Genomic DNA, 23445 nt, shown 5'->3' with positions numbered 1-23445 from the left:
GTCAGTTATCCATCCTGGCGTAGCGTTCCTCGAGCCAGCGTAATCCCACCACCGAGATCAGGCTGATGACGAGGAAGAAGACGCCGACCAGCGTCATCGGCTCGATGTAGCGGTAGTTGCTGTTGGCGATGCTCTTTGCCTGGTTCATCAGTTCGAGCACGGTGATCGCCGAAAGCAGCGGCGTTTCCTTGAACATGGCGATGAAATAATTGGCGAGCGCCGGGATCATCGGCGGAATCGCCTGCGGCAGGATCACGTGGATCCAGGCCTGGCGCGTCGACAGATTGGTGGCCTTGGCCGCCTCCCATTGTCCGCGCGGCACGTTCTCGATGCCGGCGCGATAGACCTCGGCGGTATAGGTCGCATAGTGAATGCCCATGCCGATGACGCCGGCGACCAGCGGCGCCAGCCGGATGCCGATATCCGGCAGCACGTAGAAGATGAAGTAAAGCTGCACCAGCAGCGGCGTGCCGCGGATGAATTCTGAGACGAAGGCGACCGTCCTGGAAATGCCAGCGACCGGTGATCGCCGTGCAATGGCGAGCCCCAGGCCGGCGATCATGGCGACGGCTGCGCCGAGGATGGTCGCAAGAAGAGTGATCTTGAAGCCTTCGAGAAGGGTCGGCATGATCTGCCAGACGAAGTCCCAATCCCATTCCATCTGATCAGGTCCTTATGCCGTCGAGGCTGCGCGCCATCCGCCGCTCCAGCCAGCGCATCGTCGCGGAGATCGCCGAGGCCATGAGGAAATAGAGGATGAGGATCGTCGCGAAGGGCACCAGCGTATTGCCGGTCTGCGCCCGCACCACCTGGGCCTGGAACGTCATATCCGTCAGCGAGATCAGCGACACGACAGCCGTGCCCTTCAGGAGTTCGATCGCATTGTTGCAGAAGGTCGGCAGCATCAGCGGCAGCGCCTGCGGCAGGATGACGTGACGCATGCGCTGATATCGCGAAAGGTTGAGCGCGATGCAGGCTTCCGACTGTTCGCGCCCGACAGCCTTGACGGCGCCACGCACCACTTCCGCCGCATAGGCGCCGACATTCAGCCCGAGCGCCAGCACGCCCGCCTGCAGCGGCGTCAGGGTCAAGCCTGCGAAAGGCAGTACGAAATAGACCCAGAAGAGCTGGACGAAGATCGAGGTGCCGCGGAAGAACTCGATATAGGCCGTCGCCAGAGCCCGCACGGCGAAGAAGCGCGATAGGCGGCCGAGGCCCGCCAGGAAGGCCATCACCAGCGCCAGCGCAGACCCCATGATCGTCAGTTCGAGCGTCACCAGGGCGCCCTCAAGGATCAGTGTCAGATAGCCGGACCATCCCGACATCGGCAGCTCACTTCTCTTCTCTGGAGATCGTTCGAGGACGATCCGGCCATGCCCATGGCATGGCCGGCTGCTTACCCTTTGTTACTTCGCCGCGGTGCAGAGCTTTTCGCGGCTCGTCGACATCGCCGCCTTGGCCGAGAAGCCGTAGGGCTCGATGATCTTGGCGAATTCCCCGGATTCCTTCAGCTTCTTCAGCTCAGCGTCGAAGGCGTCGCGCAGTGCAACGTCCTGCTTGCGGAAGGCCGCGCCATCGCAATAGACCGGGGCATTGACGACGGGAGCGACGGTTTCGAGGTTCGGATCGTTTGCCTTGGCCATCAGATCGTGGATCGACAGAACCGGCAGCGAGTAGACGTCGATGCGGCCGTCCTGCAGCATCTTGATGCCGCTCTGGCCATCCGGAACGACGATGACGCGGTCACGCGGCACGCCGGCCTCGAGCGCCAGTTTTTCCTCGGTGCCACCGCCCGGCGCGCCGATCTTGGCGTCCGGATTGTCGGCGATGTCCTTGTAGCTCGTCAGCTTCAGCGGATTGCCCTTCTTGAGAGCGAAAGCTTCGGCGTCGCAAAGGATCGGTTCGGAATAGGCGACGGCAGCGCAGCGCTCGGGCTTCATGAAGAGGCCTGCGGTGATTGCGTCGTGGCGGCCGGCCTGCAGGCCGGGGATCATCGCGCCATATTCCGAGATCGAGGCGACCACTTCCTTGATGCCCAGCTTTTCGAAGATTGCGCGCGCCACATCGGGTGCGGCGCCGGACACCTTGCCGTCGGCGCCGACGGCGGTGAACGGCGGCTCGTTGGCGATGGCGATACGCGCAAAGCCTTGCTCCTTCAGCTGCTCGAGCTTGTCATCGGCGGCGGAGGCCGGGGCGGCCGTCATGACCAGAAGCACCGACAGGCTGGCGGCGCTCAAAAGATATCCTGTTTTCATCGTTCCCAACTCCTCTGATTTTCCTTGAGTTTTGTTCTTGCGGGCAATGTCTGAGTTCAGACGCGGTGCCCCGCCGCAATGATCTTGCGCAGGAAAGTCTGCGTCCTCTCCTGCGTCGGATTGCGAAAGATGTCGCTCGGCTTGCCTTCCTCGACGATCTTGCCGCGATCGAAGAACAGCACACGGTCGGCGAAATCATGGGCAAAGCCCATCTCATGCGTGACGAGAAGCATGGTCATGTCGGTCTCGGAGGCGAGCCGCCGCATGACGTTCAGCACCTCCTCGACCAGCTCCGGATCGAGCGCCGATGTCACCTCGTCGAACAGCATGATCTTCGGCGACAGCGCCAGCGCCCTGGCAATGGCGACGCGCTGCTTCTGCCCGCCGGAAAGCTGCGCCGGAACGCTCTTTGCCTTGTCGGCCAAGCCGACCATATCGAGAAGCTCCATCGCCCGCTTTTCAGCCACGGGCCGCTTGATACCCTTCGTCAGCATCGGCGCCAGCGTCACGTTGTCGAGCACGCATTTATGCGGGAACAGATTGAAATGCTGAAAGACCATGCCGATCTTTTCGCGCATGCGATGCAGATGCCGTTCATCGGCCGGCACCAGCCCACTGCTGCCAGGCATGTGGTAGAGCTGTTCGCCGTCGACCTCGATATGGCCGCCGCTGATCGTCTCCAAAGTCATCAGAATGCGCAGGATCGTCGTCTTGCCGGAGCCGGATGGCCCGATCAGCGCCAGCTTCTCGCCCGGCATGACATTCATCGACAGGCCGTCGAGCACGGTCAGCGGGCCGTATTTCTTGACGATATTGTCGATGCGGATGATGGGCGGAAGCATTCATGTCTCTCCCTGTTGAGACAAGCAATGTCCTAACGATGACGGTCCATCAAAATCATGTCAATTCGTAAAATAATATCATGACAATTATTCTGCACACGCTCAAATACAAGGCAGCGGCATCAGATCGCAAGCAGCAGCTCTTCCGGATTGCCTTGCGCCAATGAGGCGACGATGCCGAGCCCCGTCCGCAGCTCGCTTTCGGTTGTCGAGCCAAGCGAGATGCGCACGGCTGGCGTCCAGCCTTGATCGCCGGTGTGGAACGATTTGCCAGGCGCGATCGCCACGCCGCGCAGCCTTGCCTGCGATACGAAGCCGTCCTCCGTATGATTGCCTGAGAGCGGCAGCCAGACGTGCAGGCTTTGCGGATGCGCCCGGTACGGCAGGCCGGCCAGCATCTCCGCCGCGATCGCATGCCGGCTCAAAAGGGCACGGCGCTGCCAGTTGACCAACTCCATCGCCGTGCCGTCGCTGACCCAGCGGGTGGCGATCTCGGCCATGGCAGGCGTCGCCATCCAGTTGGAGACGAGATGCCGATTGGCGACGGCGGCGACATAGCGGTCGGGCGCGGTGAGATAACCGATCCGCAGGCCGGGAACAGTAATTTTCGTGAAGCTCGTGACGTAGAGTGTCCTCTCCGGCGCAAACGCGGCCATCGGCGGTGCACGACCCTCGACCATCGGGCCGAGAATGTCGTTTTCGATGATCGCGATATCATGTTTCGCAGCGACGGTGGCGAGCGCCTGCCTGCGCTCCGCGCTCATCAGCGCCGCCATCGGGTTGATCACCGAGGGCTGCAGGAAAATGGCGCGGATCGGTCCCTTTCGACAGGCTTCGTCCAGCGCTTCGGGGATCATGCCCTCCTCGTCGATCGCCAGCCCTTCGAGGTGCAGACCGAGATAGGTGGAGAGCGGAACCAGCGTATGATGGCTGATCGCTTCGGTCGCGACCGTCGAGCCGGGCGGGGCGACGCTCATCAGCGCCACCGTCATGCCCGATGTCGCACCGTTCGTCACGCTGATGTTCAGCGGCGATACCTCCAGCCCGCAGCGCGCCAGCCATTCCGTAGCGACCGCGCGATGGCGCGGAAATACCATGTTCGGCCTGAACGAAAGGGCCGAGCTCGAAGGCAGGTTTTCGGAAAGCCAGCCGAAAGCCTGCCGCAGCCTTTCCAAATGGATCTGCTCGCAGACCGGTTTCAGGATCGAAAGATCGATTACCTCGCCCAGCCGTTCCGGCAGATAGGGCGGTTCCGGCTCGCGCGGCCTAGTCTGGACGAAGCTGCCGCGTCCGATCTCGCCGGAGATCAGCCCCCGGCGGATCAACTCGTCATAGGCGCGGCTGACCGTCTGCACGGAAAGATGCAGATCATCCGCCATCTTGCGGTGCGGCGGCAATCGTGTGCCGTCGGAGAGCTTGCCGTCCGTGATCGCGCTTGCGATCTGTTCGGCAAGCGAGAGATAGGCCGGCCGGCGAAGTTGCGAGGGATCGGGGCGCCACTTTGTCATGATTTCAACACTGCTGAAAATCAGTTCAATTGACAATGCAAAAATGCGCTCCCATTGTCTTTTCCCTGCGTTTGAAATGATTTCTTTCTAAAGAAAGCACCATGAAGCTCGACGCCATCGACCTGCGTATTCTCGACGCCGTCCAGCGCGACGGCCGCATCACCAAACTGGCGCTGGCCGAAAAGGCCGGGCTGTCGCCGACGCCGTGCTGGATGCGGCTGCGCAAGCTCGAAAAGGCGGGTGTTATCACCGGCTATCACGCGCGCATCGCGCCGCGGCGGATCGCTCCGGTCGCCAGCGTGATGATGGAAGTGACGCTCGCCAACCATCGCCAGGCAGATTTCGAGCGCTTCGAGCGCGCCGTGACCGCGATCCCGGAGATTGTCGCCTGCTGGTCGGTCGGCGGCGGCGTCGATTACATCCTGAAGATCATCGCGCCCGATATCGATGCCTATCAGCGGCTGGTCGACGGGCTTCTCGACCGCGAACTCGGCATCGACCGCTACTTCACCTACATCGTCACCAAGACGGTGAAGGAGGACACAGTCCTTTCGGTCTCTTCCTTCACTGCCACCGATGAAGAACCGAGCGCGTCGTAGACAATCTCTCTGCCAGGCGGCCATCCTTTAGACCATCTCTCTCTTTTCGCATTCGCCAACAGACAATCTCTCGCCCGCTCCCGTGGAAGACTTGCGTCAACCGCCACGAGGAGAATGGATATGACCGCCGTTTTTGCCCGCCCCGCCTATCATGACGCGCTGTCGCGGCTCGCCGACCGTCATCTCCTGCGCGATCTCGCCTATGTCGGCGGCCGGTGGATCGCCGGCCAATCAGGGAAAAGTTTCGAGGTCACGGATCCCGCTTCTTCGGCGACGCTGGCCTGGGTTGCAAGCCTTGGCGCGGATGAGACGGCGGTGGCGATCGATGCTGCGTCGGAGGCTTTTGCCGCATGGCGCGCGATGCTGCCGCAGAGCCGCGCGGCGATCCTGCGCAAATGGTTCGAGCTGATGCTGGCGGCCAAAGAGGATCTGGCGCTGATCATGACGCTCGAACAGGGCAAGCCGCTTGCGGAATCGCGTGGCGAGATTGATTACGCCGCCTCCTTCGTTGAATGGTATGCCGAGGAAGGCAAGCGGCTGAACGCCGAGAGCGTCACCAGCCACCTGCCCGGCGCGGAAATGATTGTCCGGCGCGAGGCGCTCGGCGTCGTCGGCATCGTCACGCCCTGGAATTTCCCCTCTGCCATGCTCACCCGAAAGGCTGCCGCAGCGCTGGCCGCCGGCTGCACGGTCGTCGCCCACCCCTCCTCCGAAACGCCGCTTTCGGCACTGGCTCTTGCCGAGCTTGGCGAGCGCGCCGGTATTCCCGCCGGCGTCTTCAACGTTATCACCGGCAATGCCGCTACGATCGTCGGGCGCATGTGCTCCGACAATCGCGTGCGCGCCATGAGCTTCACCGGCTCCACCGGCATCGGACGGCTGATCGCCGCCCAATGCGCACCAACCCTGAAGCAATTGGTGATGGAACTCGGCGGCCACGCCCCGCTGATCATCTTCGACGACGCCGATATATCAAAGGCGGTCGAGATCGCCGTCAATGCCAAGTTTGCCACATCCGGCCAGGATTGCCTCGCCGCCAATCGTATCTTCGTCCAGCGGCGCATCGCCGATGCCTTTGCCAAGGCCTTCGCCTACCGCATTGCCGAACTGAAGATTGGTCCAGGGCTCGAAGATAGCGCAGAGATCGGACCGCTGATGCATGAACGCGCCGTAGCCAAGGTCGAGGAACACGTCTCCGACGCGCTGGCGCGTGGCGCGCGGCTCGTTACCGGCGGCAAGCGCCACAGGGCCGGCCGGCTCTTCTACGAGCCGACGCTGCTGACCGATGTGCCGGCGGATGCGCTGATCATGCGCGAGGAGACTTTTGGCCCTGTGGCGGCCATGACCGTCTTCGACACGGAAGACGAGGTTATCGCCCGCGCCAACGATACCGAATACGGCCTCGTCGCCTATATCGTCACGGAGAACGGCGCCCGCCAGATGCGGCTCGGCCGTGCGCTGGAATACGGCATGGTGGCGGTCAACCGCGTGAAAATCACCGGCGCTCCCATTCCCTTCGGCGGCTGGAAGCAGTCCGGCCTCGGCCGCGAGGGTTCACGCCATGGGCTCGAGGCTTTCACCGAGCTCAAATATCTCTGCATCGATACGGCTGCCTGAGCCGCCCCATTTTCAAGAAAGAGGCTACGACATGCTCGATAGAAGCAACGAACTCACCGCCTGGGACCGCGATCACTTCTTCCATCCCTCGACCCATATGGGCGGGCATGCCCGCGGCGAGACGCCGACCCGCGTCGTCGCTGGCGGCGAAGGCGTCTACATCACCGATACGACAGGCCGCAAAAGCCTCGACGCCTTTGCCGGCCTTTACTGCGTCAATGTCGGCTACGGTCGCCAGAAGATTGCCGATGCGATCGCCGAACAGGCGAAGAACCTCGCCTATTACCACGCCTATGTCGGCCACGGCACGGAAGCCTCGATTACGCTGTCGAAGATGATCATCGACCGCGCGCCCGCCGGCATGAGCCGCGTCTATTTCGGTCTCTCCGGCTCGGACGCCAACGAGACCAACATCAAGCTCATCTGGTACTACAACAACATCCTCGGCCGTCCGGAAAAGAAGAAGATCATCTCACGCTGGCGCGGTTATCACGGCTCTGGCGTCATGACCGGCAGCCTCACCGGCCTTGCGCTCTTTCACAACGCTTTCGATCTGCCGCGGGCACCGGTGCTACACACCGAAGCACCCTATTATTTCCGCCGCCCCGACCGGTCGATGAGCGAGGAGCAGTTCTCGCAATATTGCGCCGACAAGCTCGAGGAGATGATCATCGCCGAAGGCCCGGAAACGATCGCCGCCTTCATCGGCGAACCCATCCTCGGCACCGGCGGTATCGTAACGCCGCCGAAAAGCTACTGGCAGAAGATCCAGGCCGTGCTCGACAAATATGACATCCTGCTCGTCGCCGATGAAGTCGTCACCGGCTTCGGCCGTCTCGGCACGATGTTCGGCTCGGACCATTACGGCATGAAACCGGACCTGATCACCATCGCAAAGGGCCTGACCTCGGCCTACGCTCCTCTTTCCGGCACGATCGTGTCGAACAAGATGTGGCAAGTTCTGGTGCAGGGTTCCGATCAGCTGGGCGCGATCGGGCACGGCTGGACCTATTCCGCCCATCCGATCTGTGCCGCCGCAGGCATTGCCAACCTCGAACTGATCGACGAGCTCGGCATTGTCGAGAATGCCGGCGCGACCGGCGCCTATTTCCGTTCGGAACTCGCAAAAGCCGTCGGCGGCCACCGCAACGTCGGCGAAGTCCGCGGCGACGGGCTGATGGCGGCCGTCGAATTCGTCGAGGACAAGGACGACCGCACGTTCTTCGATGCCGGCCGCAAGATCGGCCCGCAGGTCGCCTCCGCCGTCCTCGAACGCGGTGTCATCGGCCGCGCCATGCCGCAGGGCGACATCCTCGGCTTCGCCCCGCCGCTTTGCCTGACACGCGAGGAGGCCGATATCGTGGTCAAGGCCGCGGCGGATGCGATCGAAACCGTCTTCAAGAACATCTGAGGGAGAAGAGCGGCATGACGATCCCGGAAAAGATGGCTGCGGTATTGCTCACCGGCCATGGCGGTTTGGACAAGCTCGGCTACAGCATGGACGTGGCTGTTCCGAGACCCACGGACGGCGAGGTTCTGATCCGCGTCACGGCCTGCGGCATGAACAATACCGACGTCTGGGTCCGCCAAGGCGCCTACGGCACCGAGGACGATCCGTCGGCCGTCTCCACATGGCGCAGGCAAGGCAATACGCTGACATTCCCGCGCATTCAGGGCACCGATGCGGTCGGCCATATCGTCGGCGTCGGCGCCGGCGTTGATCCGGCGCGCATCGGCGAACGCGTCATGGTCGACTTCTCGATCTATAACCGGGACGACGACAGCCTCGCCGACATCGATTACATGGGCCATGGCCGCGACGGCGGTTATGCCGAATACATGGCACTGCCGGCCGAGAACGCCCATGTCGTCGCAACCGATCTGACCGACGTCGAACTCGCCACCTTCTGCTGCGCCTATCTGACCGGCGAGCGCATGCTGGAACGGGCAAGGCTTGTCGCCGGTGAACGCGTCCTCGTGACCGGCGCCTCGGGCGGCGTCGGCTCGGCGATCATCCAGCTCGCACGTGCCCGCGGCGCCATCCCGATCGCGGTCGCAGGCCCCGGCAAGGAGGCGGCGATGCTCGATATCGGCGCCGAGGCGGTGGTGACCCGCGGCAAGGGCGATCTGGTGGAAGCCATCCATTCCGCCAGCCGTGGCCACCCGATCGATGTCGTCGCCGATCTCGTCGGCGGGCCGCTGTTCAACGATCTCCTGAAGATCCTGCGCCCCGAAGGCCGCTACACGACAGCCGGCGCCATCGCCGGCCCGGTCGTTCAGCTCGATTTGCGAACCATGTATCTGAAGCAGCTGGAGCTGCACGGTTCGAGCCAGGGAAGCCGCGCCGACTTCCGCCGGATCGTCGGCTACATCGAAAGCCGGAAAATCCGGCCTCTCGTCGGCGGCGTCTATCCGCTGTCGGAATTCCACCGCGCGCAGACCGACTTCATGGCGAAGAACTTCGTGGGCAAATTGGTCGTGGTTCCCGACGAGAGATGATCCTTGCTTTCGCGGGCGAACCTTATCGGGTTTGCCGCGTTTCACGGCCATGGAATATCATCATGGCACCGGGCTTTCGCTGCGTCGGAATATTTCGCAGCAATGCGATGACATCCTTCCCGCGCCCTCGCTGGAGGGGGCGGTACGGTCGTTTACGCCGAAAGGTCGCTGATGCCAGCCTCCGCCAGCACGAAACACCTGACGTCCATCGAACTTGGAAGAATTCGGCGCGCCGTCGGCATAGCGCGCCTGATGGATACCGCTGTCAGATTGCCTGTCATCGGCGTGCGGATCGGTGCAGACTCGATTCTCGGCCTTATCCCGGCCGTCGGCGACATTGCCGCATCCCTCATCGGTCTTTTCATCATCGATGAGGCAAGACGCCTCGGCATTCCCACCCACAAGCTCGCACGCATGGCCGTCAATCTCGGGATCGACGCCGCCGGCGGAACCGTTCCGCTACTTGGCGATATCTTCGACGTCTATTTCAAATCTCATCGCCGAAACGTCGGCATCATTCTCGACCACTTTGGGATCAGCGAAGATGAGCTGAATCGGCGCATCTGACCAAGCCGGCGTCCTTTGCAACTTCCCTGTCGAGGAATTTGTACGAGGCCGTCGGCACCGGTCCCAAGGAGGCCGCGTAACCGGTGCCCTCGCCTTAAAAGACGAGCAACCTGCAGAGGTGGATCTGAACTGGAGCGCTTTCGCTTAAAGTTCAGTCAGAGCGCCGGCCGTCTTCACTGCGTGGTCAAGAACGAATTGCAGCTTGGCGGCGTGGCCGAAACCCGGCTCATCTGGCTGCCCCTTTTGTACGGCGTTTGCAAATCGCTGGAAATTGGTGATGACCGGTTCGACCTCGATCGTGCGCCAGATTGCCTTGTCCGCGTCGGGACCTTCACATGCCCTGAGCGTCGAACCTTCAGGCGTATGCACCACCTCCAGCGCGCCCTTGTCTCCATGCAGGCGCAGGCGCAATTCGTTCAGATGGCCAGTCGCCCAGCGCGTTGCGTGAATGACGCCAGCGGCACCGTTTTCGAGTTCAGCCATCATCAGGAAACTGTCATTTGCATCGAGATCATACTCGCCGATCCGATTTCCGGGGCTCTTGTCGAACACCTTGAGATGCGATGCGGCCGCCTTGACGTCACTTCCGGCGGCAAAAACCGCGAAGTCGAGAATATGGATACCGACATCGCCCAGCACGCCATTGGAGCCGTGCTTTGTCGACAATCGCCAAAGCCATTGCGATTCCTTGGTCCAGTCGCCCCACGCCTTTGAAACCAGCCAGCTCTGGAGATAAGACGCTTCGAAGTGGCGGATCGCGCCGATGCGTCCGTCCAGCACCATCTTACGCGCTGCTTGCAGCGGCGCTACATTACGATAGGTAAGGTTTACCATCGTGACCTTGCCGGACGCAGCGGCGGCGTCGGCCATCTCTTTGGCTTCGCGGTAGTTAACTGCAAGCGGCTTCTCGCAGAGGACATGCTTTCCGGCGCCGAGTATCTTCATTGTCGTGGAATAATGCGCGCGATCCGGCGTGACATTGGTCACGGCGTCAAACTCTCCCCAGGCAAGCGCGTCATCAAGCGACGTGAAAGTAAGTGGGATACCATGCCTGAGCGCGAAGGCCCGAAGCCGGACCTCGTCCGTATCGACAGCAGCAACGATTTTTACGTCGGCGATTTCGGAAAAATTCATGGCATGGGTGTTTGCCCATCCTCCGGTTCCGAGAATGATCAAGCGCATTTTTGTCCTCATGGTCGTTTATCGAACTGTTAGCAGCAAAATCGATCGTCTTTCACAAGCACCAGACGCCCTTGCAGATAGCGCCCGTCTGTCATGGTCTCCACGCTAAGGAAGGTGTTTCAGTTCCTCAGCGGCAACCAGCTTCGCCGGCCTGGTGCAGTGTCGGGCCACGTTCGACGATCGGCTCCAGTGCCTTTTCTACCGGCACATTTGGAGCGTCGGTGATACCAGTCAACGACCCCTCAGGCTTATAGGCCCACTTCACGCCGTTGATCAGCACCTTCTGGACATTAACCTCGTGACAGGTGGGATAGGTCTGGTGGCCCGGGCGGAACCTTGCCGCTCAGAAACGCCAGAGCCGCGGCGCCGACGAGGCCCGAGTTCTGATCCAACGCCGCCAGCATTACCCTGACATCCTTGAATGCCGGCATTGCCCATTGCGTGATGTAGCCTTGAATGCCCGGTTGCAGCCGGTCGAACTCGTGGGAAAGCCCGCCTCCCATCACGATGATATCGGGACTGAATATATGGATCAGGCTGGTGAAGCCGCGACCGAGAATTTCCGCTTCCTCGTCAATCAGTTGATTTGCGAGACGATCGCCATCTCTAGCGGCCGCGAAAACGCTGCGGCTGTCGATGGCGCCGCCGTCGCTGCCGATCGTCGTCCCACTGGTCTCCATCGCCTTCATCTGGGCGCGGCGCGCAAAAGCCGTTCCGGATCCGTAGGCCTCGAAACAACCTCTGTTGCCGCAGGGGCAAAGCTCTCCGTTCGGCACGACCGACATGTGCCCGACATGGGCTGCCATGCCCTTCCGGCCGCGCACGACGCGACCGTCCGACACAACGCCACCGCCAATGCCGGTGCTCACCGTGACATAGACAAGATTATCGAGCCCTCTGCCGGCTCCGAACTGCCACTCGCCGATGGCAGCGGCAATAGCATCGTTCTCGAGGTCGACCGGAAACGGAAACCGCTTCTGTAATTCCGCCTTCAGCGGAAAATCGACAAAGCCGGAGAGGGTCGGGATATGCGAGGCGATACCAGCGACCGTATCGAGCGGGCCCGGAGCGGATACGCCGACGCCCACCACAGAAGCAGGGTTCGATGCTGCAAGCAGTCCATCGGTCAATCCGCAAATCTGGTCGAGCACGCGGGCGGGGCCTGCCAGCGCATCCGTTGATTCCGCTGCACGCTCCAGAATCCTGCCCTGCTCGTCGACGAGGGCAGCGCGCACCTGCGTCCCGCCGAGGTCGATTCCAATGGCAATCTGCTGCATGTGAAGACCATGAGTTAGAGTGCGCGCACCCATGCCATCCGCTCGTCGAGCGACGGCGCATTGAAAGCCAGGGAACCGAGGACCACCGTTTCCGCACCCGACTGGCGCAGAAGAGGCACGGTGTGTTCGCGAATACCGCCGTCGGCGGCCAGCACGATCCGATGAGCCGCACCGCAGCCGGCGATGATCTGCTTTGCCTGCTGAAGCCGCGCTCCGGCCTTCTCGTCGAGGCCCTGGCCCTTCACGCCGATCGCGGTACCGAGCAGCGTCACAAAGCGCAGCCGGGAAGCGTATTTCTCGACGCGTTCGACAGGGGTATCGACCTTCAGCACCATGCCGGCGGCCACGCCGCGGCGATCGAGAAGATCGAGAGCCTCGGCGGCGACACTTTCGTTTTCAACATGAAGACTGATCAGATCGCTGCCCGCATCGGCGAACTGCTCGATCTGCGACAGGAGGATGCTGTCGGCGACCATCAGGTGAACATGGATTGGGCGCGCGGACACTTTGCGCACACCGGCAACAAGATCAGGGAAAAACAACATTGCCGGGGCGAAATGGCCATCGGCGACATCGATGTGGAGGACGTCGACGTGAGGATCGACACGTGCGAGATCATCTGCCAGATGCACGAGATCGGCGGACCAGACGGAGAATTCGGCAATCAGACGATCCTTCGGAAGATCGGCGATCCAGGACTTGGAGGGGGTCGTCATTGTTTCAGAGCTCCTTCAGAAAATTGCCCATGGCAAGCCGGAAGTCGGCGACGTATTGCGGACGGCTCTCGGTCTTCGATGTGATGTGCACCAAACGCGCGCCGGCAATCCGCTCGGCCAGAGCACGCGCATGGCTGAGAGGATGAATGCTGTCCCGATCATGGCCGATGATGAGCGTCGGCACAGTGAGATTGCCGACCTCCTCGTCGGTCACATCGGGACCATCATTGGAAATCCGGGTGAGCAGTTCGGCGGTCACATCCAAAGGCGTGCGGGAGAAAAAGCCGGCAAGCGAGGCCAGATTGTCCGGTGCCTCGGCGGCGAGCCGCACGCCAACCGGCCCGGCGAGGAATGCGGTCTTTGCCTCATCCGGCGGGAGAGTTTTCAAAAGATGCCCGACTTCGGCGTTGGATGCCATATTCTCCGGCGCGGATGCCGTCAGCCAGGCCGGCCTTGCGATGATCAGAGCCTTGACAAGATCGGGGCGCTTGACCGCGAGACGCAAGGCGATCGCCGCACCCATCGAGATGCCGCCGATCACGATCGGCGGCGTAAGGTTTTTTTCGACATAGGCGGCGATATCATCGCAGAAGGTCGCGATCGACAGGCGCTCCGTATTGCCGGCTTGGGAATGGCCGTGGCCGCGCGCTTCGATGGTAACCCGGCGAAAACCCGCTTCGAGCGGAAAGACCTCATCGGTCTGCGTCGCGTCGCCGCATAGGCCGTGCTGGAATATGACGGACGCGCCCTCGCCCGCCATATCGACATTGAGAATGGTGCCGTCGCTGGTTTCGAACGGTTGCGCGCGTCTCATGTTCCTGCCCCCGCAGCTTCGCCGCCGAGACTGCTCTTCAGGAAACTCGCCGCACCGGCCGCCTCCGAAGCCGAAAGGCCATGCGTGACGAGACTGCCCTCGAAGCCGATCGCCTTGAGACGGCCGAGATAATGCGCGTAGTCGAGCACGCCCTTGCCGGCGGTCGCGAAACTACCGTCCGGGTTGCGATCTTTCGCATGCGCCATGACGATCCGATCGGCCAGAAGGTCGATGGCGGAAGACACAATGCTCCGCTGCTCATCGAGTGTCGCGACCTCGAAGAGATTGGCCGGATCGAGTACGATCTTGATGCGGGGGCTCTTCAGTGCCGCGATCAGCCGGTAAGCTTTCTCAGCCGAGTTGACGACATTGGCAAGCTCGGGCTCGATGCCGAGATCGACATCGTAACGCTCGGCGATCTCGATGGCCGCCCCCATGGCGTCGAGGAGATCCCGCCAGGCCTCCGGCGTGTCGTTGTCGGCATGCGCCTTCCACTGGTCGATGGGGTCGCGTGTGCCGGTGCAAAGCGTGATCAGAGCCGTCGACATGCCGGCGCAGCGTTCGGCCAGCGTTGCCAGTCTGCGAAGGCCGGCCTCGCGAACGGCGGGATCCGGATGGATCATGTTGAAGGTGCCCGAAACGGCAACGATCTCGACGCCGCTTTCGCGCGCCGCTTCGGCGACCGAGCCGGCCTGGGCTTCCGTGATGATCTCCGGCATCGGCGCAAGGCCTGAGCAGGCCATATTATATTGTGCGCAGGTGAACCCGGCTGCGGCGACCGCATTCAGAACGGTCAAGGGTTCCGTTCCCTCGAAGGTCTTTGCGAAGATGCCGAGCTTCATCACACGCCACCCGTGACGTCGGACAGCGCAACCGCCTTGCCGCTTTCGACGGAGCGCGCAACCGCGACCATGGCCCGGACGGATGCCAGACCATCATCGATGTCGGCGCCTTCCATCATGGCACCATCCAGAATGGTGCGGGCGAAGCCTTCGACCTGACGGCGATAGAAATGGCCGTCGGCACCGAGGACGCGATGGGTGGCGCCGTCCGCTTCCCGGAAAATGTCCACCTCGCTGGTCTTGTAGTACCATGGGTTATAGGTCTTGCCCAAAATGCTGCCGTTCTTGCCGTAGATCTGAAAGCCTTCGTGCCAGTCCATGCGCACCTGGACGGTGAGATCGAGATGGCCGAGCGTGCCGGAGGCAAATTCCACGTCCACGAACCAGCACCAGATACCGGCTCGCTCTGACAGACGAGCGTTGACGGAAACGATGTCGCCGGCGAAATAACGTGCCGTGTCGATCAGATGGCAACCGTGCGCAAGCATATAGTAGCGCCGCAGGTCGGCCTTCGGATTGGTGGAGGGTTTCTTCGCATTGGCGCTGGTGACGATCAGAGGCTGGACCGCATCGGTCATCGGATAGCGGTGCGTGCTGTCGCAATACCATGCTTTGAGAGCGACCATCTCGCCCATTTCATCGCGGATGAAGGATTTGGCAGCTTGGAGCCCCGCGTCGAAACGCTTCATGTGCCCGACCTGAAACACCTTTCCCGACTTGTCGACTGCGGCCTTCAGCTCAAGGCATTCCTCGATGGTGACGCCGACCGGTTTTTCGCACAGCACATGTTTGCCCGCCTGAAGGGCGCGAAGGGAAGCCGGGACGTGAAAGGCATCGGCCGTCGCAATGACCACGGCATCGAGGTCGGGATCGGCCAGCATCTGATCGTAATCGCCATAGGTCTTTTCCGCCCCGTGGGTGATAGCCATGCGTTCGCGGAGATCCTCGGCGACGTCGCAAATCGCATAGAGGTCGGCATTGGCTGCCTTCGTGCAGCTCTCGAAGTGCGCGGCCTGGGCAATCTGGCCCGCTCCCAATACGCCGATGCGGAGACGTCGTTCCTGTTTTGCTGGCATCGATAAGCCCTTTGGATCGGATATTGAAGATGAATGCTGGTTTCGGCGTCGGATGGAATGCTTTCAAGACATCGAACGTCGCCGACGTCTTCTGGCCGGACCGCCACCGGCGTGTCGGCTCTCCCTCGTCACGTCACAGCGCCATATGTGTTTGAGGATTGAAAAAGTGAAGTTTCGCCGGGTCGATGGCCAGATCGATCGATTGGCCCGCCTCGACCGCGCTGACCGCTTCGAACCGCGCGACGGCGTTGGCGGCCCCGCTCAGGTCTTCGACGGCATCGGGGTCGCCCGAGTCGATCCGGACCGCGTCGATCTTCAAATGCACGATCAACTCGGAGCCGAGCTCCTCGATCGATTTCACGACAACCGGGATCGTCGGATGGGAGGCTCCAGACGGCAACCGGCTGTCGTAGAGGTCCTCCGGCCTGACCCCAAAGATCACGTCCTTTCCCTCGAAAGCCGATAGACCGGGAGCACGCTCGAAGGCGCTGCCGGACAAAGGAATGGAGAAGCCCGGCAGATGGATCCGTCCGCTCGCCAGACGCCCTTCGAAAAGGTTCATCGATGGCGAACCGATAAAGCCCGCCACAAACGCATTGACCGGGCGGTGATACAGAGCCTTGGGCGTATCCACCTGCTGAAGGACACCGCCCTTCAGCACCGCGACTCGATCGCCCATGGTCAGCGCTTCGGTCTGGTCATGGGTCACGTAGATCGTCGTCACGCCCAGCTGTCTCTGCAGGCTTGCGATCTCTGCCCGCATCTGAACACGCAGCTTCGCATCGAGGTTCGAGAGCGGTTCGTCCATGAGGAATGCCGCAGGCTCGCGGACCATGGCGCGGCCCATCGCAACACGCTGGCGCTGGCCGCCGGAAAGCTGTGCGGGCTTGTTGCCCAGCAGGGACTCCAGCTGCAGGATCTTGGCGATCTCGTGCACGCGCTTGGTGCGTTCGGCCTTGTTCTTTCCGGCCAGCTTCATCGAAAAGGCGATGTTGTCGAAGACGGTCATGTGCGGATAAAGCGCATAGCTCTGAAAGACCATGGCAATGTCCCGGTCCTTGGGCGCGAGATCCACGACGTCCTGACCGCCAATGCTCAATGTTCCGCTGCTGATTTCCTCGAGCCCGGCAATCATCCGCAGAGCGGTCGATTTTCCGCATCCGGACGGCCCGACCAGAATCAGAAACTCGCCATCATGGATCGTCAGGCTCAGATCCTTGATCGCATGGTAGCTGTTTCCATAGGTCTTGCAGATCTTGTCGAGTACAACCACAGCCACGTCTCGTCCTCCCGTACCAGTTCGGATCATATCTTCAGACGGCGCTCGCGCCGTCTCCGATCCTTTCGACAAGAAAGCTCAGGCCTGAGCTTCAAAGTCAACCAAAGAATCGAGGATAGTTCGCCGCAGATCACCAACCGTTTCCAATATCTATTTGAAAAATATAAATAATTTGAGAGAAATTAAAAATTAAATGCGGAATTATATTTTTTGCCGCGCGTAACTTTTATGGTTGAAGTTGCAGCCGTTGAGAGATCGCTCAGTGCGATTCAATAACACGTGACCCGTGAGGCTCTGTTGGGGCGGTCGACCGGAGCCAGCACCCATCGCCGCCCGCGCTCATTCTTGACATCCGGAAACCGGGAGCGGCGCGGGCGCATTCTCCGCCGCCATCCATGCCATGCACGTCTGGTGATCTGGCAGGCCTCTGCGCCCTCCCCGTGCGGTCACCGAGATGGCGGCCGCCGCCGTGGCATAGGCAGCGCAATCAAGCGGGCTCTTACCCCTAGCGACGGCGAGAGCGTAGGCACCGTGAAAACAATCACCGGCGCCGGTCGTGTCGACCGCCTGAACCTGATAGGCCGGCACATGCCATCGGATGGCATCACCTTTCTGGCGGAGATAAGCCCCTCGTTCGCCATCGGTGAGGACAACCGCGGACCGATCCGCGGACCAGAGCTTGTCCAGGATCATCGCGGGATCACCCTCGCCGGTGTACTCCTGCGCAAAGGCGAGCGGCAGCACCAGATGGTCAGCGAAAGCCAGGATCCGGTCGGTCGCGGCACCGATCGTCCATTCGATATCGGCTATCACGGCAAGGCCCAAGGCGCGTGCGCGCGCCACGACACTTTCGGAGTGCGTGGCATAACCATCGATCAGCAGTACCGGCGCCTCCATCAGAACATCATCGGGCAGCGCATCCGATGTGCCGTGCAGCACATCGTCATCATAAGCGATGAAGCGGTCGCCGTCGGGACCGACCGTGATCACGGAGCGGATCGGCGCGGCATCAGCGTGGCGGGGAGCCAGCGATATGTCGACGCCGTCCCGCTCGAGCTCGCTGCCCGCCACGTCGGCCGTTAGCTCATCGCCGAGCCAGCCGATGAAGCCGGCCCGACCGCCGAGCCGGGCGACGGCAACAAGGGCCGTCGCCACGTTGCCGCCATGGTCCGTGGCGCGCTTCGTCACCTTGCCCTTGCCGGCCGTCAGCCCCCGATCGACATAGATGATGTCATCGATTGCCAGGGCGCCGAAGCCCAGAACCTGGAAAGGGCGCGACACCTCTCAAGCACCGGCCGCCGCAAGCGCATCCTCCGGCGTCATGCCCTTATGAATGACGAATTTGAAGGCGCGCGCGGCCATGGTGGTATCGCCGTGACCCCAAAGGTTGCGACCGACGACCGCGCCTTTGGCTCCAGCGCGCAATGCCTCCGAGGTCTGGACGAGCGCTCCGAGCAGCGTATCGGTCTTCGGGCCGCCGGCGATCACGACCGGGATCGGGCAGGTCGCAACGGTCTCGCGGAAGGACTCGAAATCGCCGGTGTAGCCGACCTTAATCACGTCGACGCCGGCCTCGAAGCCGATGCGCACCGCGTAAGCGATTTCATCCGGGGTGAACACGATCTTGCCGCCGTCGGAGAAATCGCGGGGATAGACGTGGGCAACGACCGGCATCTCGAAGCGGGCAGCGGCGTTGACCGTATCGGTGAGCCAGCGGATATACTCTCCTTCGGTGGCGCCGCGCACGGGAATGGCGACAGCCAGAGCGTCCGCACCATAACGCACCGCGTCCTCCGGGGTCGCAATGAGCTGGCGAATACGGTCGTCGGCGGTGAAGCAACCGCCCTGAATGACGAGCGCTGCCTTTCCGGCATATTCCGACCAGAGGTGGCGCGCCGCGCCAGGCTGGATGCTGATATAGTCGGGGCCTCCCGCCATGACGCGTCTCAGCGCACCCGGCAGGTCGGCAAGCCCTCCCTCACGCACATTGCCATAACCGACAAAATGATCGACGGCGCCTCCGAACAGATGACCCGATGGGTTCGAGAACAGGCGTGCGAGGCGGACTTTGGTTCCGAGACCCATGGCGATACTTCCTTTGTGATGGCAGCCTTTGCGATTGCTGGCGCCGATGCTGGCAAAACCCTAACTCGAAAACAAACAAATATTCAATATTTCGATTACTTTCGTTTTTATATCAATCATGAATTTTTGACGTGCATTTTTGTCATCAGACGGCTATTTCTGCAGCAGTAGCCGTGGAATGAGACGGAGAACTTTCGTTTTTCAAAAGTCGCGTTTTTGCAAATTACCGCAGTTGGGATCACATATGCTTGCAGAACAGAGGCGGCAGCAGATCATGCTGGAACTTCAACGGGTCGGCCAGGCACGCACCCGCCAACTGGCGGAATTCTTCGAGGTCTCGGAAGTGACGATCCGCTCCGATCTCGAAATCATGGACGCCAAGAAGCAGCTGATCAAAACGCATGGCGGGGCAATCGCCCTGCCGTCCGACTCCCCGGCCGCAGCCTTCGAGGAACGCATGCAGCGCAATTTCGATGCGAAGCGACGCATCGCCCAGATGGCTGCGCGACAGATCATCGATAACCAGTCGATCGTCTTCGACAGCGGTTCGACCCTGCTGCAGGTGGCCATGCAGATGCCACCGGTCAACAACGTCGTGGTCGCGACAACGGCAATGAATATCGCCCAGCATCTGATGTACCGGCCAGGGCTCGACGTGCACATGATCGGCGGCCGCGTGTTTCCGAGCACCGTGAGCACGATCGTACAGGATTCCGACAGGGCGGTCGGCGGCCTCGTCGCCCACCAGGCCTTTGTCGGCGCCCACGCGATCGATCAGGCGTTTGACGTCGTCGATGTTTCTGAGGACGTGGCGCGGACCAAGCGCAACCTGGTTCGCATGGCCCGGCGTGTCGTCCTCGTGGCGGATTCGAGCAAATTTGACATCGGCGCATCCTCCAAAGCCTTCTCGCTGTCGCGCGTCGACCTGATCATCACCGACAGCAACATGCCGCACAGCATTCGCCACAGGCTCGACAAGCTGGGCGTGGAGGTTCGCTACGCGTGACCTGCAGTCCACCTCTCCAATTTACAAGAGAGACAGGAGAGGCTTTGGTGTCGACGGATAGCTTTCGCCGACGCCACGGAATACGAGATGGGCTAAAACCCGAGATGTCGAAGCGTCTCGCGGTTCGCGCGAACGGCGCCTGCAGGATCGGTTCCGGCATGGTCCGATTCTTCTTCCACCACGATCCAGCCGATAAACTTCGGCGCCTCCTGAACGGCCGAAATCACGGCAGGCACGTCGCAGACGCCTTCGCCCAGCATCGCCCAGAGCCCGCCGGCGTCGACATCCTTCAGATGCACATAGCGGATCCGGTCCCGGTGGGCCGCCAGCGTATCGCCGATCTGCTGGCCGCCACGCAGGATATGGCCGGTATCCGGCACCCAACCCACTTGTGGATCCAACAGAGCAAACAGCTGATCATAGTCGTTCCGCGTGAAGAGCAGCGTATTGTGGTGCGAGGAAGGATGGACAGCTACAGTGACGCCAGCCGACCGTCCGATTTCGGCCGCACGATTGTAGCACTCGGCCGCAATGGCGAATTTCTCATCGCGTGGACCATCCGAGACAACCGTCGCCGATCCCATCGATACCAATGCACCGGTAAAATTCGCCGCGAAATCGATCCATTGCCGCGCCGCGTCGAGATCGGAGGCGATCTTTTCCGCCACCGTGAAGCCACTGGCGGAGCCGAAGGCAAAGGAGACCAACGTCAAGCCGGCATCCGTCAGAGTACGGGCAAAGTCGGCGGGCTTCAGCGCGTAGTGACCGATCATCGTGTCAGTGATTTCGATACCGGCATATCCGCCATCAGCGATGGCGCGCACCAGATCGTCCGGACCGCCGCTCCAACCTGGCCCCAGCATCTCCCAGGTGAATGTTTGGCAGCCGATCTGCAGCTCAGCATTTTTCATATCGCGGTCCTAACCTATTCGTTGATGACAGCCCATACCGAAGCCGGCGGCTTCCCCGCACGGGCAATCCTCGGGGCTTCGCTGGCCTTGCCGAAAGCCCCTTCCGCCTGGAGAGGCGGCCGAAGACCGGAACGGCGGGCTCTTCAGTGGGGATTGCGACGCCGGCGTCTTGCCATTACGTACGGTCAAATGTTACCGTGCGTCAATATATTTTATTCCTTGCGATTAAAATGTAACGCGCCCCTCAACCCTTCGCACCCGCAACGGCAAAATCAGGTTCTTAGATGGCACAGACCAATGACATGAAACTCAGGATCGGCGTTGTGGGATGCGGCAATATTTCGCTCGCCTATATGCGCAACGCGCCGCTGTTCCGCGGTGTCGAAATAATCGCCTGTGCCGATCTTAACGCAGACGCCGCCAAGCGTCGCGCGGCGGAGTTCAATTTGCGCGCGGCTGACGTCGATAGCCTCATTGACGATAAGAACATCGACCTCATCCTCAACCTGACGATCCCGGCTGCGCATTTTGACGTTTCGATGCGGGCTCTGTCGGCAGGCAAGCATGTCTTCACGGAGAAGCCGCTCGGCGTCACGGCCGCAGAAGGACGCGGCTTGGTGGATGCCGCCGCGGCGAAGGGCCTCATGCTGGGCTCGGCGCCAGACACGTTCCTCGGCGCGGCCGGACGCCATGCCCGGCGGCAGATGGAAGCCAGCGCCATCGGCAAGCCGGTGACCGGGACAGCCTTCATGATGGGGCGCGGCATGGAGCACTGGCATCCGGATCCCAGCTTTTATTACCAGGCCGGCGCAGGCCCGCTGATGGATATGGGGCCTTACTATCTGACGATGATGGTCAATCTGATGGGGCCGATCCGCCGTGTGCAGGCCGTCGCCACAAGCGGGCAGGAAGAGCGGCTCATCACGGCGGAGGGACCGAAGCAGGGCACAACGTTCACGGTCGGCACGCCGACCAGCGTGCTGTCGCTACTGGAATTCGAGTGCGGTGCTACCGTCACCTTCGGCACCTCGTGGGACGTATTCCGCCATTCCAACCATCCCATCGAACTCCACGGAACCGAAGGCTCGCTGCGCCTGCCCGACCCCGACAATTTCGGCGGCTCCGTCGCGCTCTCCAGCCGCGGCGCGCCCTGGCAGGAAACGGATACATCAGGCGAACTCTTCGGTGCCGTCAACTGGCCGATCGCAGCGCCGGATCGCGCCAACTATCGCATGCTTGGCCTCGCCGATCTCGCACGCGCAATCGTCGAAGGCCGTAAGCCGCGCGCTTCGGGCGATCTGGCGCTGCACGTGCTCGAAGTCATGGAAGCGATCCTGCGTGCCGGCGAAACCGGTATCGCGCAGACCATTTCGGGTACTGTCGCGCAGCCGAGAGAATTGCGGGAAGACGAAGCGAGGAGTTTGCTCAAATGACACAATTGGACGAATCCGCCAAACGCGCGCTTGCATGGCCTGGCGATCCGCAGACCCCGGTCGAAAACTGCACGCCGGCGCTGGCGCGGCAGCAATATCTGGATAGTTTCGCAGACATTCAACGGCCGCTCGAACACGTGGTCGAGACCCTGGAAAGGCATGCAGGCGCAATCAGGTTGAAGATATGGCGCGGCCGCGCTGCGCCGCGCCAGGGCGCGCCGGCCTTGCTTTATCTCCATGGCGGCGGTTTTGTGATCGGCGCGCCGGAAACTCATGAGGATATCTGCCGGACGCTCGCCAATATGGCAGGCGCCGTCGTGGTTTCGCCCGACTATCGCCTCGCCCCGGAGCATCCCTTTCCTGCTGCCATCGACGACTGCGCCGCCACACTCGTCTGGATGACGGAGCAGGCCGATGCGCTCGGCATCGATCCCTTGCGGGTTGTCGTCGCCGGCGATAGCGCGGGCGGCAATCTGGCCGCCGTCGTCGCCCTGCTGGCGCGGGACAGACAGGTGCCGCCTGTCATCGGACAGGTGCTGATCTATCCGGTGACCGACCAGTTGCAGACGACCGACAGCTACTCACGTTACGAAGAGGGTTTCGGCCTGACGGCAGCCGCGATGAAATGGTTCCGAGACCACTACCTGCCGGACGCCGCAAGCCGGTCGGACTGGCGAGCCTCGCCGTTGAGCGTAGCGTCGCTGGCGGGCGTGGCGCCGGCCCTTCTGATCCTTGCCGGACATGACGTGCTGTTCGACGAAGGGGCGGCTTATGCCGAGCGGCTCAGCACCGAGGCGAAGGCAACGACCCGGACCTGGCCCGGACAGATCCATGGCTTCGTCTCGAAGAGGCGGGCCATTCCGGAGGGGCAAGAGGCCCTGGAAGCCATCGCAACGGGATGGCGCGCCATGGACCCAGCGCTTGCCCGTTGACGCGA

General features: G+C 61.9%; 23 protein-coding genes and 1 pseudogene. 8 read left to right on the top strand and 16 right to left on the bottom strand.

Annotated features, from left to right (window positions below):
- Position 1: 1 nt before the first annotated feature.
- The 5 genes from ehuD to ehuR form a co-directional block, all read right to left on the bottom strand.
- Positions 2–661 (bottom strand): ectoine/hydroxyectoine ABC transporter permease subunit EhuD, encoded by a 660-nt coding sequence (ehuD, locus tag HFO71_RS22720; RefSeq protein WP_077977007.1) that lies wholly within the window; start codon positions 659–661, stop codon positions 2–4.
- Between the two features lie 4 nt (positions 662–665).
- Positions 666–1325, bottom strand: coding sequence for an ectoine/hydroxyectoine ABC transporter permease subunit EhuC (gene ehuC, locus HFO71_RS22715; protein ID WP_020047068.1), 660 nt, complete (start codon positions 1323–1325; stop codon positions 666–668).
- 81 nt (positions 1326–1406) lie between these two features.
- Positions 1407–2255, bottom strand: a complete 849-nt coding sequence (gene ehuB / locus HFO71_RS22710) for an ectoine/hydroxyectoine ABC transporter substrate-binding protein EhuB (RefSeq protein WP_077977006.1) — start codon at positions 2253–2255, stop codon at positions 1407–1409.
- A gap of 56 nt (positions 2256–2311) precedes the next feature.
- Positions 2312–3097, bottom strand: coding sequence for an ectoine/hydroxyectoine ABC transporter ATP-binding protein EhuA (ehuA, locus tag HFO71_RS22705; protein ID WP_020047070.1), 786 nt, complete (start codon positions 3095–3097; stop codon positions 2312–2314).
- A 122-nt stretch (positions 3098–3219) separates the two neighbouring features.
- Positions 3220–4605 carry a MocR-like ectoine utilization transcription factor EhuR gene (gene ehuR / locus HFO71_RS22700; RefSeq protein ID WP_131641212.1) on the bottom strand — a complete coding sequence of 462 codons (1386 nt, stop codon included), beginning with the start codon at positions 4603–4605 and terminating at the stop codon, positions 3220–3222.
- 101 nt (positions 4606–4706) lie between these two features.
- Between ehuR and HFO71_RS22695 the strand changes: the two genes are divergently transcribed.
- The 5 genes from HFO71_RS22695 to HFO71_RS22675 all read left to right on the top strand — a co-directional run bounded on the left by HFO71_RS22695 (position 4707) and on the right by HFO71_RS22675 (position 9887).
- On the top strand, positions 4707–5204 hold the full coding sequence (locus tag HFO71_RS22695; protein ID WP_131662811.1) for an Lrp/AsnC family transcriptional regulator: 498 nt from the start codon (positions 4707–4709) through the stop codon (positions 5202–5204).
- A gap of 120 nt (positions 5205–5324) precedes the next feature.
- Complete coding sequence (locus HFO71_RS22690; protein ID WP_168287596.1) at positions 5325–6821, top strand: NAD-dependent succinate-semialdehyde dehydrogenase; 1497 nt, start codon at positions 5325–5327, stop codon at positions 6819–6821.
- A 31-nt stretch (positions 6822–6852) separates the two neighbouring features.
- The gene (locus tag HFO71_RS22685; RefSeq protein WP_168287595.1) at positions 6853–8232 is read left to right on the top strand and encodes an aspartate aminotransferase family protein; all 1380 of its coding nucleotides are present in this window, start codon (positions 6853–6855) and stop codon (positions 8230–8232) included.
- 14 nt (positions 8233–8246) lie between these two features.
- On the top strand, positions 8247–9320 hold the full coding sequence (locus HFO71_RS22680) for an alcohol dehydrogenase family protein (RefSeq protein WP_168287594.1): 1074 nt from the start codon (positions 8247–8249) through the stop codon (positions 9318–9320).
- Positions 9321–9491: 171 nt separating this feature from the next.
- The gene (locus tag HFO71_RS22675) at positions 9492–9887 is read left to right on the top strand and encodes a DUF4112 domain-containing protein (protein WP_011648837.1); all 396 of its coding nucleotides are present in this window, start codon (positions 9492–9494) and stop codon (positions 9885–9887) included.
- Between the two features lie 144 nt (positions 9888–10031).
- On the opposite strand, the gene HFO71_RS22670 is transcribed toward HFO71_RS22675, so the two are convergent.
- The 10 genes and pseudogenes from HFO71_RS22670 to HFO71_RS22625 form a co-directional block, all read right to left on the bottom strand.
- Positions 10032–11069, bottom strand: coding sequence for a Gfo/Idh/MocA family protein (locus HFO71_RS22670; protein ID WP_077977001.1), 1038 nt, complete (start codon positions 11067–11069; stop codon positions 10032–10034).
- 127 nt (positions 11070–11196) lie between these two features.
- Positions 11197–11403, bottom strand: a pseudogene (locus HFO71_RS22665) (ThuA domain-containing protein); the annotation flags it as partial.
- The gene (locus tag HFO71_RS22660) at positions 11360–12346 is read right to left on the bottom strand and encodes an ROK family protein (protein ID WP_168287612.1); all 987 of its coding nucleotides are present in this window, start codon (positions 12344–12346) and stop codon (positions 11360–11362) included. The gene HFO71_RS22660 and the pseudogene HFO71_RS22665, both read right to left, overlap by 44 nt.
- A gap of 14 nt (positions 12347–12360) precedes the next feature.
- A complete protein-coding gene (locus HFO71_RS22655) occupies positions 12361–13062 on the bottom strand; it encodes a ribulose-phosphate 3-epimerase (RefSeq protein ID WP_025397294.1) in 702 nt (233 codons plus the stop codon).
- A 4-nt stretch (positions 13063–13066) separates the two neighbouring features.
- The gene (locus tag HFO71_RS22650) at positions 13067–13876 is read right to left on the bottom strand and encodes an alpha/beta fold hydrolase (protein ID WP_168287593.1); all 810 of its coding nucleotides are present in this window, start codon (positions 13874–13876) and stop codon (positions 13067–13069) included.
- Positions 13873–14718, bottom strand: a complete 846-nt coding sequence (locus tag HFO71_RS22645; protein WP_131641216.1) for a sugar phosphate isomerase/epimerase family protein — start codon at positions 14716–14718, stop codon at positions 13873–13875. The genes HFO71_RS22650 and HFO71_RS22645 overlap by 4 nt, the downstream gene beginning before the upstream one ends.
- Positions 14718–15794: a Gfo/Idh/MocA family protein gene (locus tag HFO71_RS22640; protein WP_131661103.1), complete on the bottom strand. Its 1077-nt coding sequence runs from the start codon at positions 15792–15794 to the stop codon at positions 14718–14720. The genes HFO71_RS22645 and HFO71_RS22640 overlap by 1 nt, the downstream gene beginning before the upstream one ends.
- Positions 15795–15927: 133 nt before the next feature.
- Positions 15928–17073: an ABC transporter ATP-binding protein gene (locus HFO71_RS22635; RefSeq protein ID WP_131641218.1), complete on the bottom strand. Its 1146-nt coding sequence runs from the start codon at positions 17071–17073 to the stop codon at positions 15928–15930.
- Between the two features lie 339 nt (positions 17074–17412).
- The gene (locus tag HFO71_RS22630) at positions 17413–18354 is read right to left on the bottom strand and encodes a PfkB family carbohydrate kinase (protein WP_131641219.1); all 942 of its coding nucleotides are present in this window, start codon (positions 18352–18354) and stop codon (positions 17413–17415) included.
- Positions 18355–18357: 3 nt separating this feature from the next.
- Positions 18358–19158 (bottom strand): beta/alpha barrel domain-containing protein, encoded by an 801-nt coding sequence (locus tag HFO71_RS22625; protein ID WP_128461455.1) that lies wholly within the window; start codon positions 19156–19158, stop codon positions 18358–18360.
- 244 nt (positions 19159–19402) lie between these two features.
- On the opposite strand from HFO71_RS22625, the gene HFO71_RS22620 reads away from it, so the two are divergent.
- Positions 19403–20164, top strand: coding sequence for a DeoR/GlpR family DNA-binding transcription regulator (locus tag HFO71_RS22620; RefSeq protein WP_025397288.1), 762 nt, complete (start codon positions 19403–19405; stop codon positions 20162–20164).
- Between the two features lie 92 nt (positions 20165–20256).
- On the opposite strand, the gene HFO71_RS22615 is transcribed toward HFO71_RS22620, so the two are convergent.
- Positions 20257–21075, bottom strand: a complete 819-nt coding sequence (locus HFO71_RS22615; protein ID WP_131641221.1) for a sugar phosphate isomerase/epimerase family protein — start codon at positions 21073–21075, stop codon at positions 20257–20259.
- Between the two features lie 284 nt (positions 21076–21359).
- Here HFO71_RS22615 and HFO71_RS22610 point away from each other — a divergent pair, with 284 nt between their 5' ends.
- Positions 21360–22508 carry a Gfo/Idh/MocA family protein gene (locus HFO71_RS22610; protein ID WP_168287591.1) on the top strand — a complete coding sequence of 383 codons (1149 nt, stop codon included), beginning with the start codon at positions 21360–21362 and terminating at the stop codon, positions 22506–22508.
- A complete protein-coding gene (locus tag HFO71_RS22605; RefSeq protein ID WP_132611976.1) occupies positions 22505–23440 on the top strand; it encodes an alpha/beta hydrolase in 936 nt (311 codons plus the stop codon). Before HFO71_RS22610 ends, HFO71_RS22605 begins: the two co-directional genes overlap by 4 nt.
- Positions 23441–23445 lie beyond the last annotated feature (5 nt).

This window comes from Rhizobium laguerreae, assembly GCF_019778565.1.
Classification (GTDB): domain Bacteria; phylum Pseudomonadota; class Alphaproteobacteria; order Rhizobiales; family Rhizobiaceae; genus Rhizobium; species Rhizobium laguerreae.
The sequence above is the reverse complement of the archived record's forward strand: the minus strand, read 5'-3'. Positions and strand labels throughout refer to the sequence as shown.

What these genes read in the sequence shown, in the direction of transcription:
- ehuD (WP_077977007.1), bottom strand. Translation starts at nt 661, where the DNA reads ATGGAATGGGATTGGGACTTCGTCTGGCAGATCATGCCGACCCTTCTC.
- ehuC (WP_020047068.1), bottom strand. Translation starts at nt 1,325, where the DNA reads ATGTCGGGATGGTCCGGCTATCTGACACTGATCCTTGAGGGCGCCCTG.
- ehuB (WP_077977006.1), bottom strand. Translation starts at nt 2,255, where the DNA reads ATGAAAACAGGATATCTTTTGAGCGCCGCCAGCCTGTCGGTGCTTCTG.
- ehuA (WP_020047070.1), bottom strand. Translation starts at nt 3,097, where the DNA reads ATGCTTCCGCCCATCATCCGCATCGACAATATCGTCAAGAAATACGGC.
- ehuR (WP_131641212.1), bottom strand. Translation starts at nt 4,605, where the DNA reads ATGACAAAGTGGCGCCCCGATCCCTCGCAACTTCGCCGGCCGGCCTAT.
- HFO71_RS22695 (WP_131662811.1), top strand. Translation starts at nt 4,707, where the DNA reads ATGAAGCTCGACGCCATCGACCTGCGTATTCTCGACGCCGTCCAGCGC.
- HFO71_RS22690 (WP_168287596.1), top strand. Translation starts at nt 5,325, where the DNA reads ATGACCGCCGTTTTTGCCCGCCCCGCCTATCATGACGCGCTGTCGCGG.
- HFO71_RS22685 (WP_168287595.1), top strand. Translation starts at nt 6,853, where the DNA reads ATGCTCGATAGAAGCAACGAACTCACCGCCTGGGACCGCGATCACTTC.
- HFO71_RS22680 (WP_168287594.1), top strand. Translation starts at nt 8,247, where the DNA reads ATGACGATCCCGGAAAAGATGGCTGCGGTATTGCTCACCGGCCATGGC.
- HFO71_RS22675 (WP_011648837.1), top strand. Translation starts at nt 9,492, where the DNA reads ATGCCAGCCTCCGCCAGCACGAAACACCTGACGTCCATCGAACTTGGA.
- HFO71_RS22670 (WP_077977001.1), bottom strand. Translation starts at nt 11,069, where the DNA reads ATGCGCTTGATCATTCTCGGAACCGGAGGATGGGCAAACACCCATGCC.
- HFO71_RS22660 (WP_168287612.1), bottom strand. Translation starts at nt 12,346, where the DNA reads ATGCAGCAGATTGCCATTGGAATCGACCTCGGCGGGACGCAGGTGCGC.
- HFO71_RS22655 (WP_025397294.1), bottom strand. Translation starts at nt 13,062, where the DNA reads ATGACGACCCCCTCCAAGTCCTGGATCGCCGATCTTCCGAAGGATCGT.
- HFO71_RS22650 (WP_168287593.1), bottom strand. Translation starts at nt 13,876, where the DNA reads ATGAGACGCGCGCAACCGTTCGAAACCAGCGACGGCACCATTCTCAAT.
- HFO71_RS22645 (WP_131641216.1), bottom strand. Translation starts at nt 14,718, where the DNA reads ATGAAGCTCGGCATCTTCGCAAAGACCTTCGAGGGAACGGAACCCTTG.
- HFO71_RS22640 (WP_131661103.1), bottom strand. Translation starts at nt 15,794, where the DNA reads ATGCCAGCAAAACAGGAACGACGTCTCCGCATCGGCGTATTGGGAGCG.
- HFO71_RS22625 (WP_128461455.1), bottom strand. Translation starts at nt 19,158, where the DNA reads ATGGGTCTCGGAACCAAAGTCCGCCTCGCACGCCTGTTCTCGAACCCA.
- HFO71_RS22620 (WP_025397288.1), top strand. Translation starts at nt 19,403, where the DNA reads ATGCTTGCAGAACAGAGGCGGCAGCAGATCATGCTGGAACTTCAACGG.
- HFO71_RS22615 (WP_131641221.1), bottom strand. Translation starts at nt 21,075, where the DNA reads ATGAAAAATGCTGAGCTGCAGATCGGCTGCCAAACATTCACCTGGGAG.
- HFO71_RS22610 (WP_168287591.1), top strand. Translation starts at nt 21,360, where the DNA reads ATGGCACAGACCAATGACATGAAACTCAGGATCGGCGTTGTGGGATGC.
- HFO71_RS22605 (WP_132611976.1), top strand. Translation starts at nt 22,505, where the DNA reads ATGACACAATTGGACGAATCCGCCAAACGCGCGCTTGCATGGCCTGGC.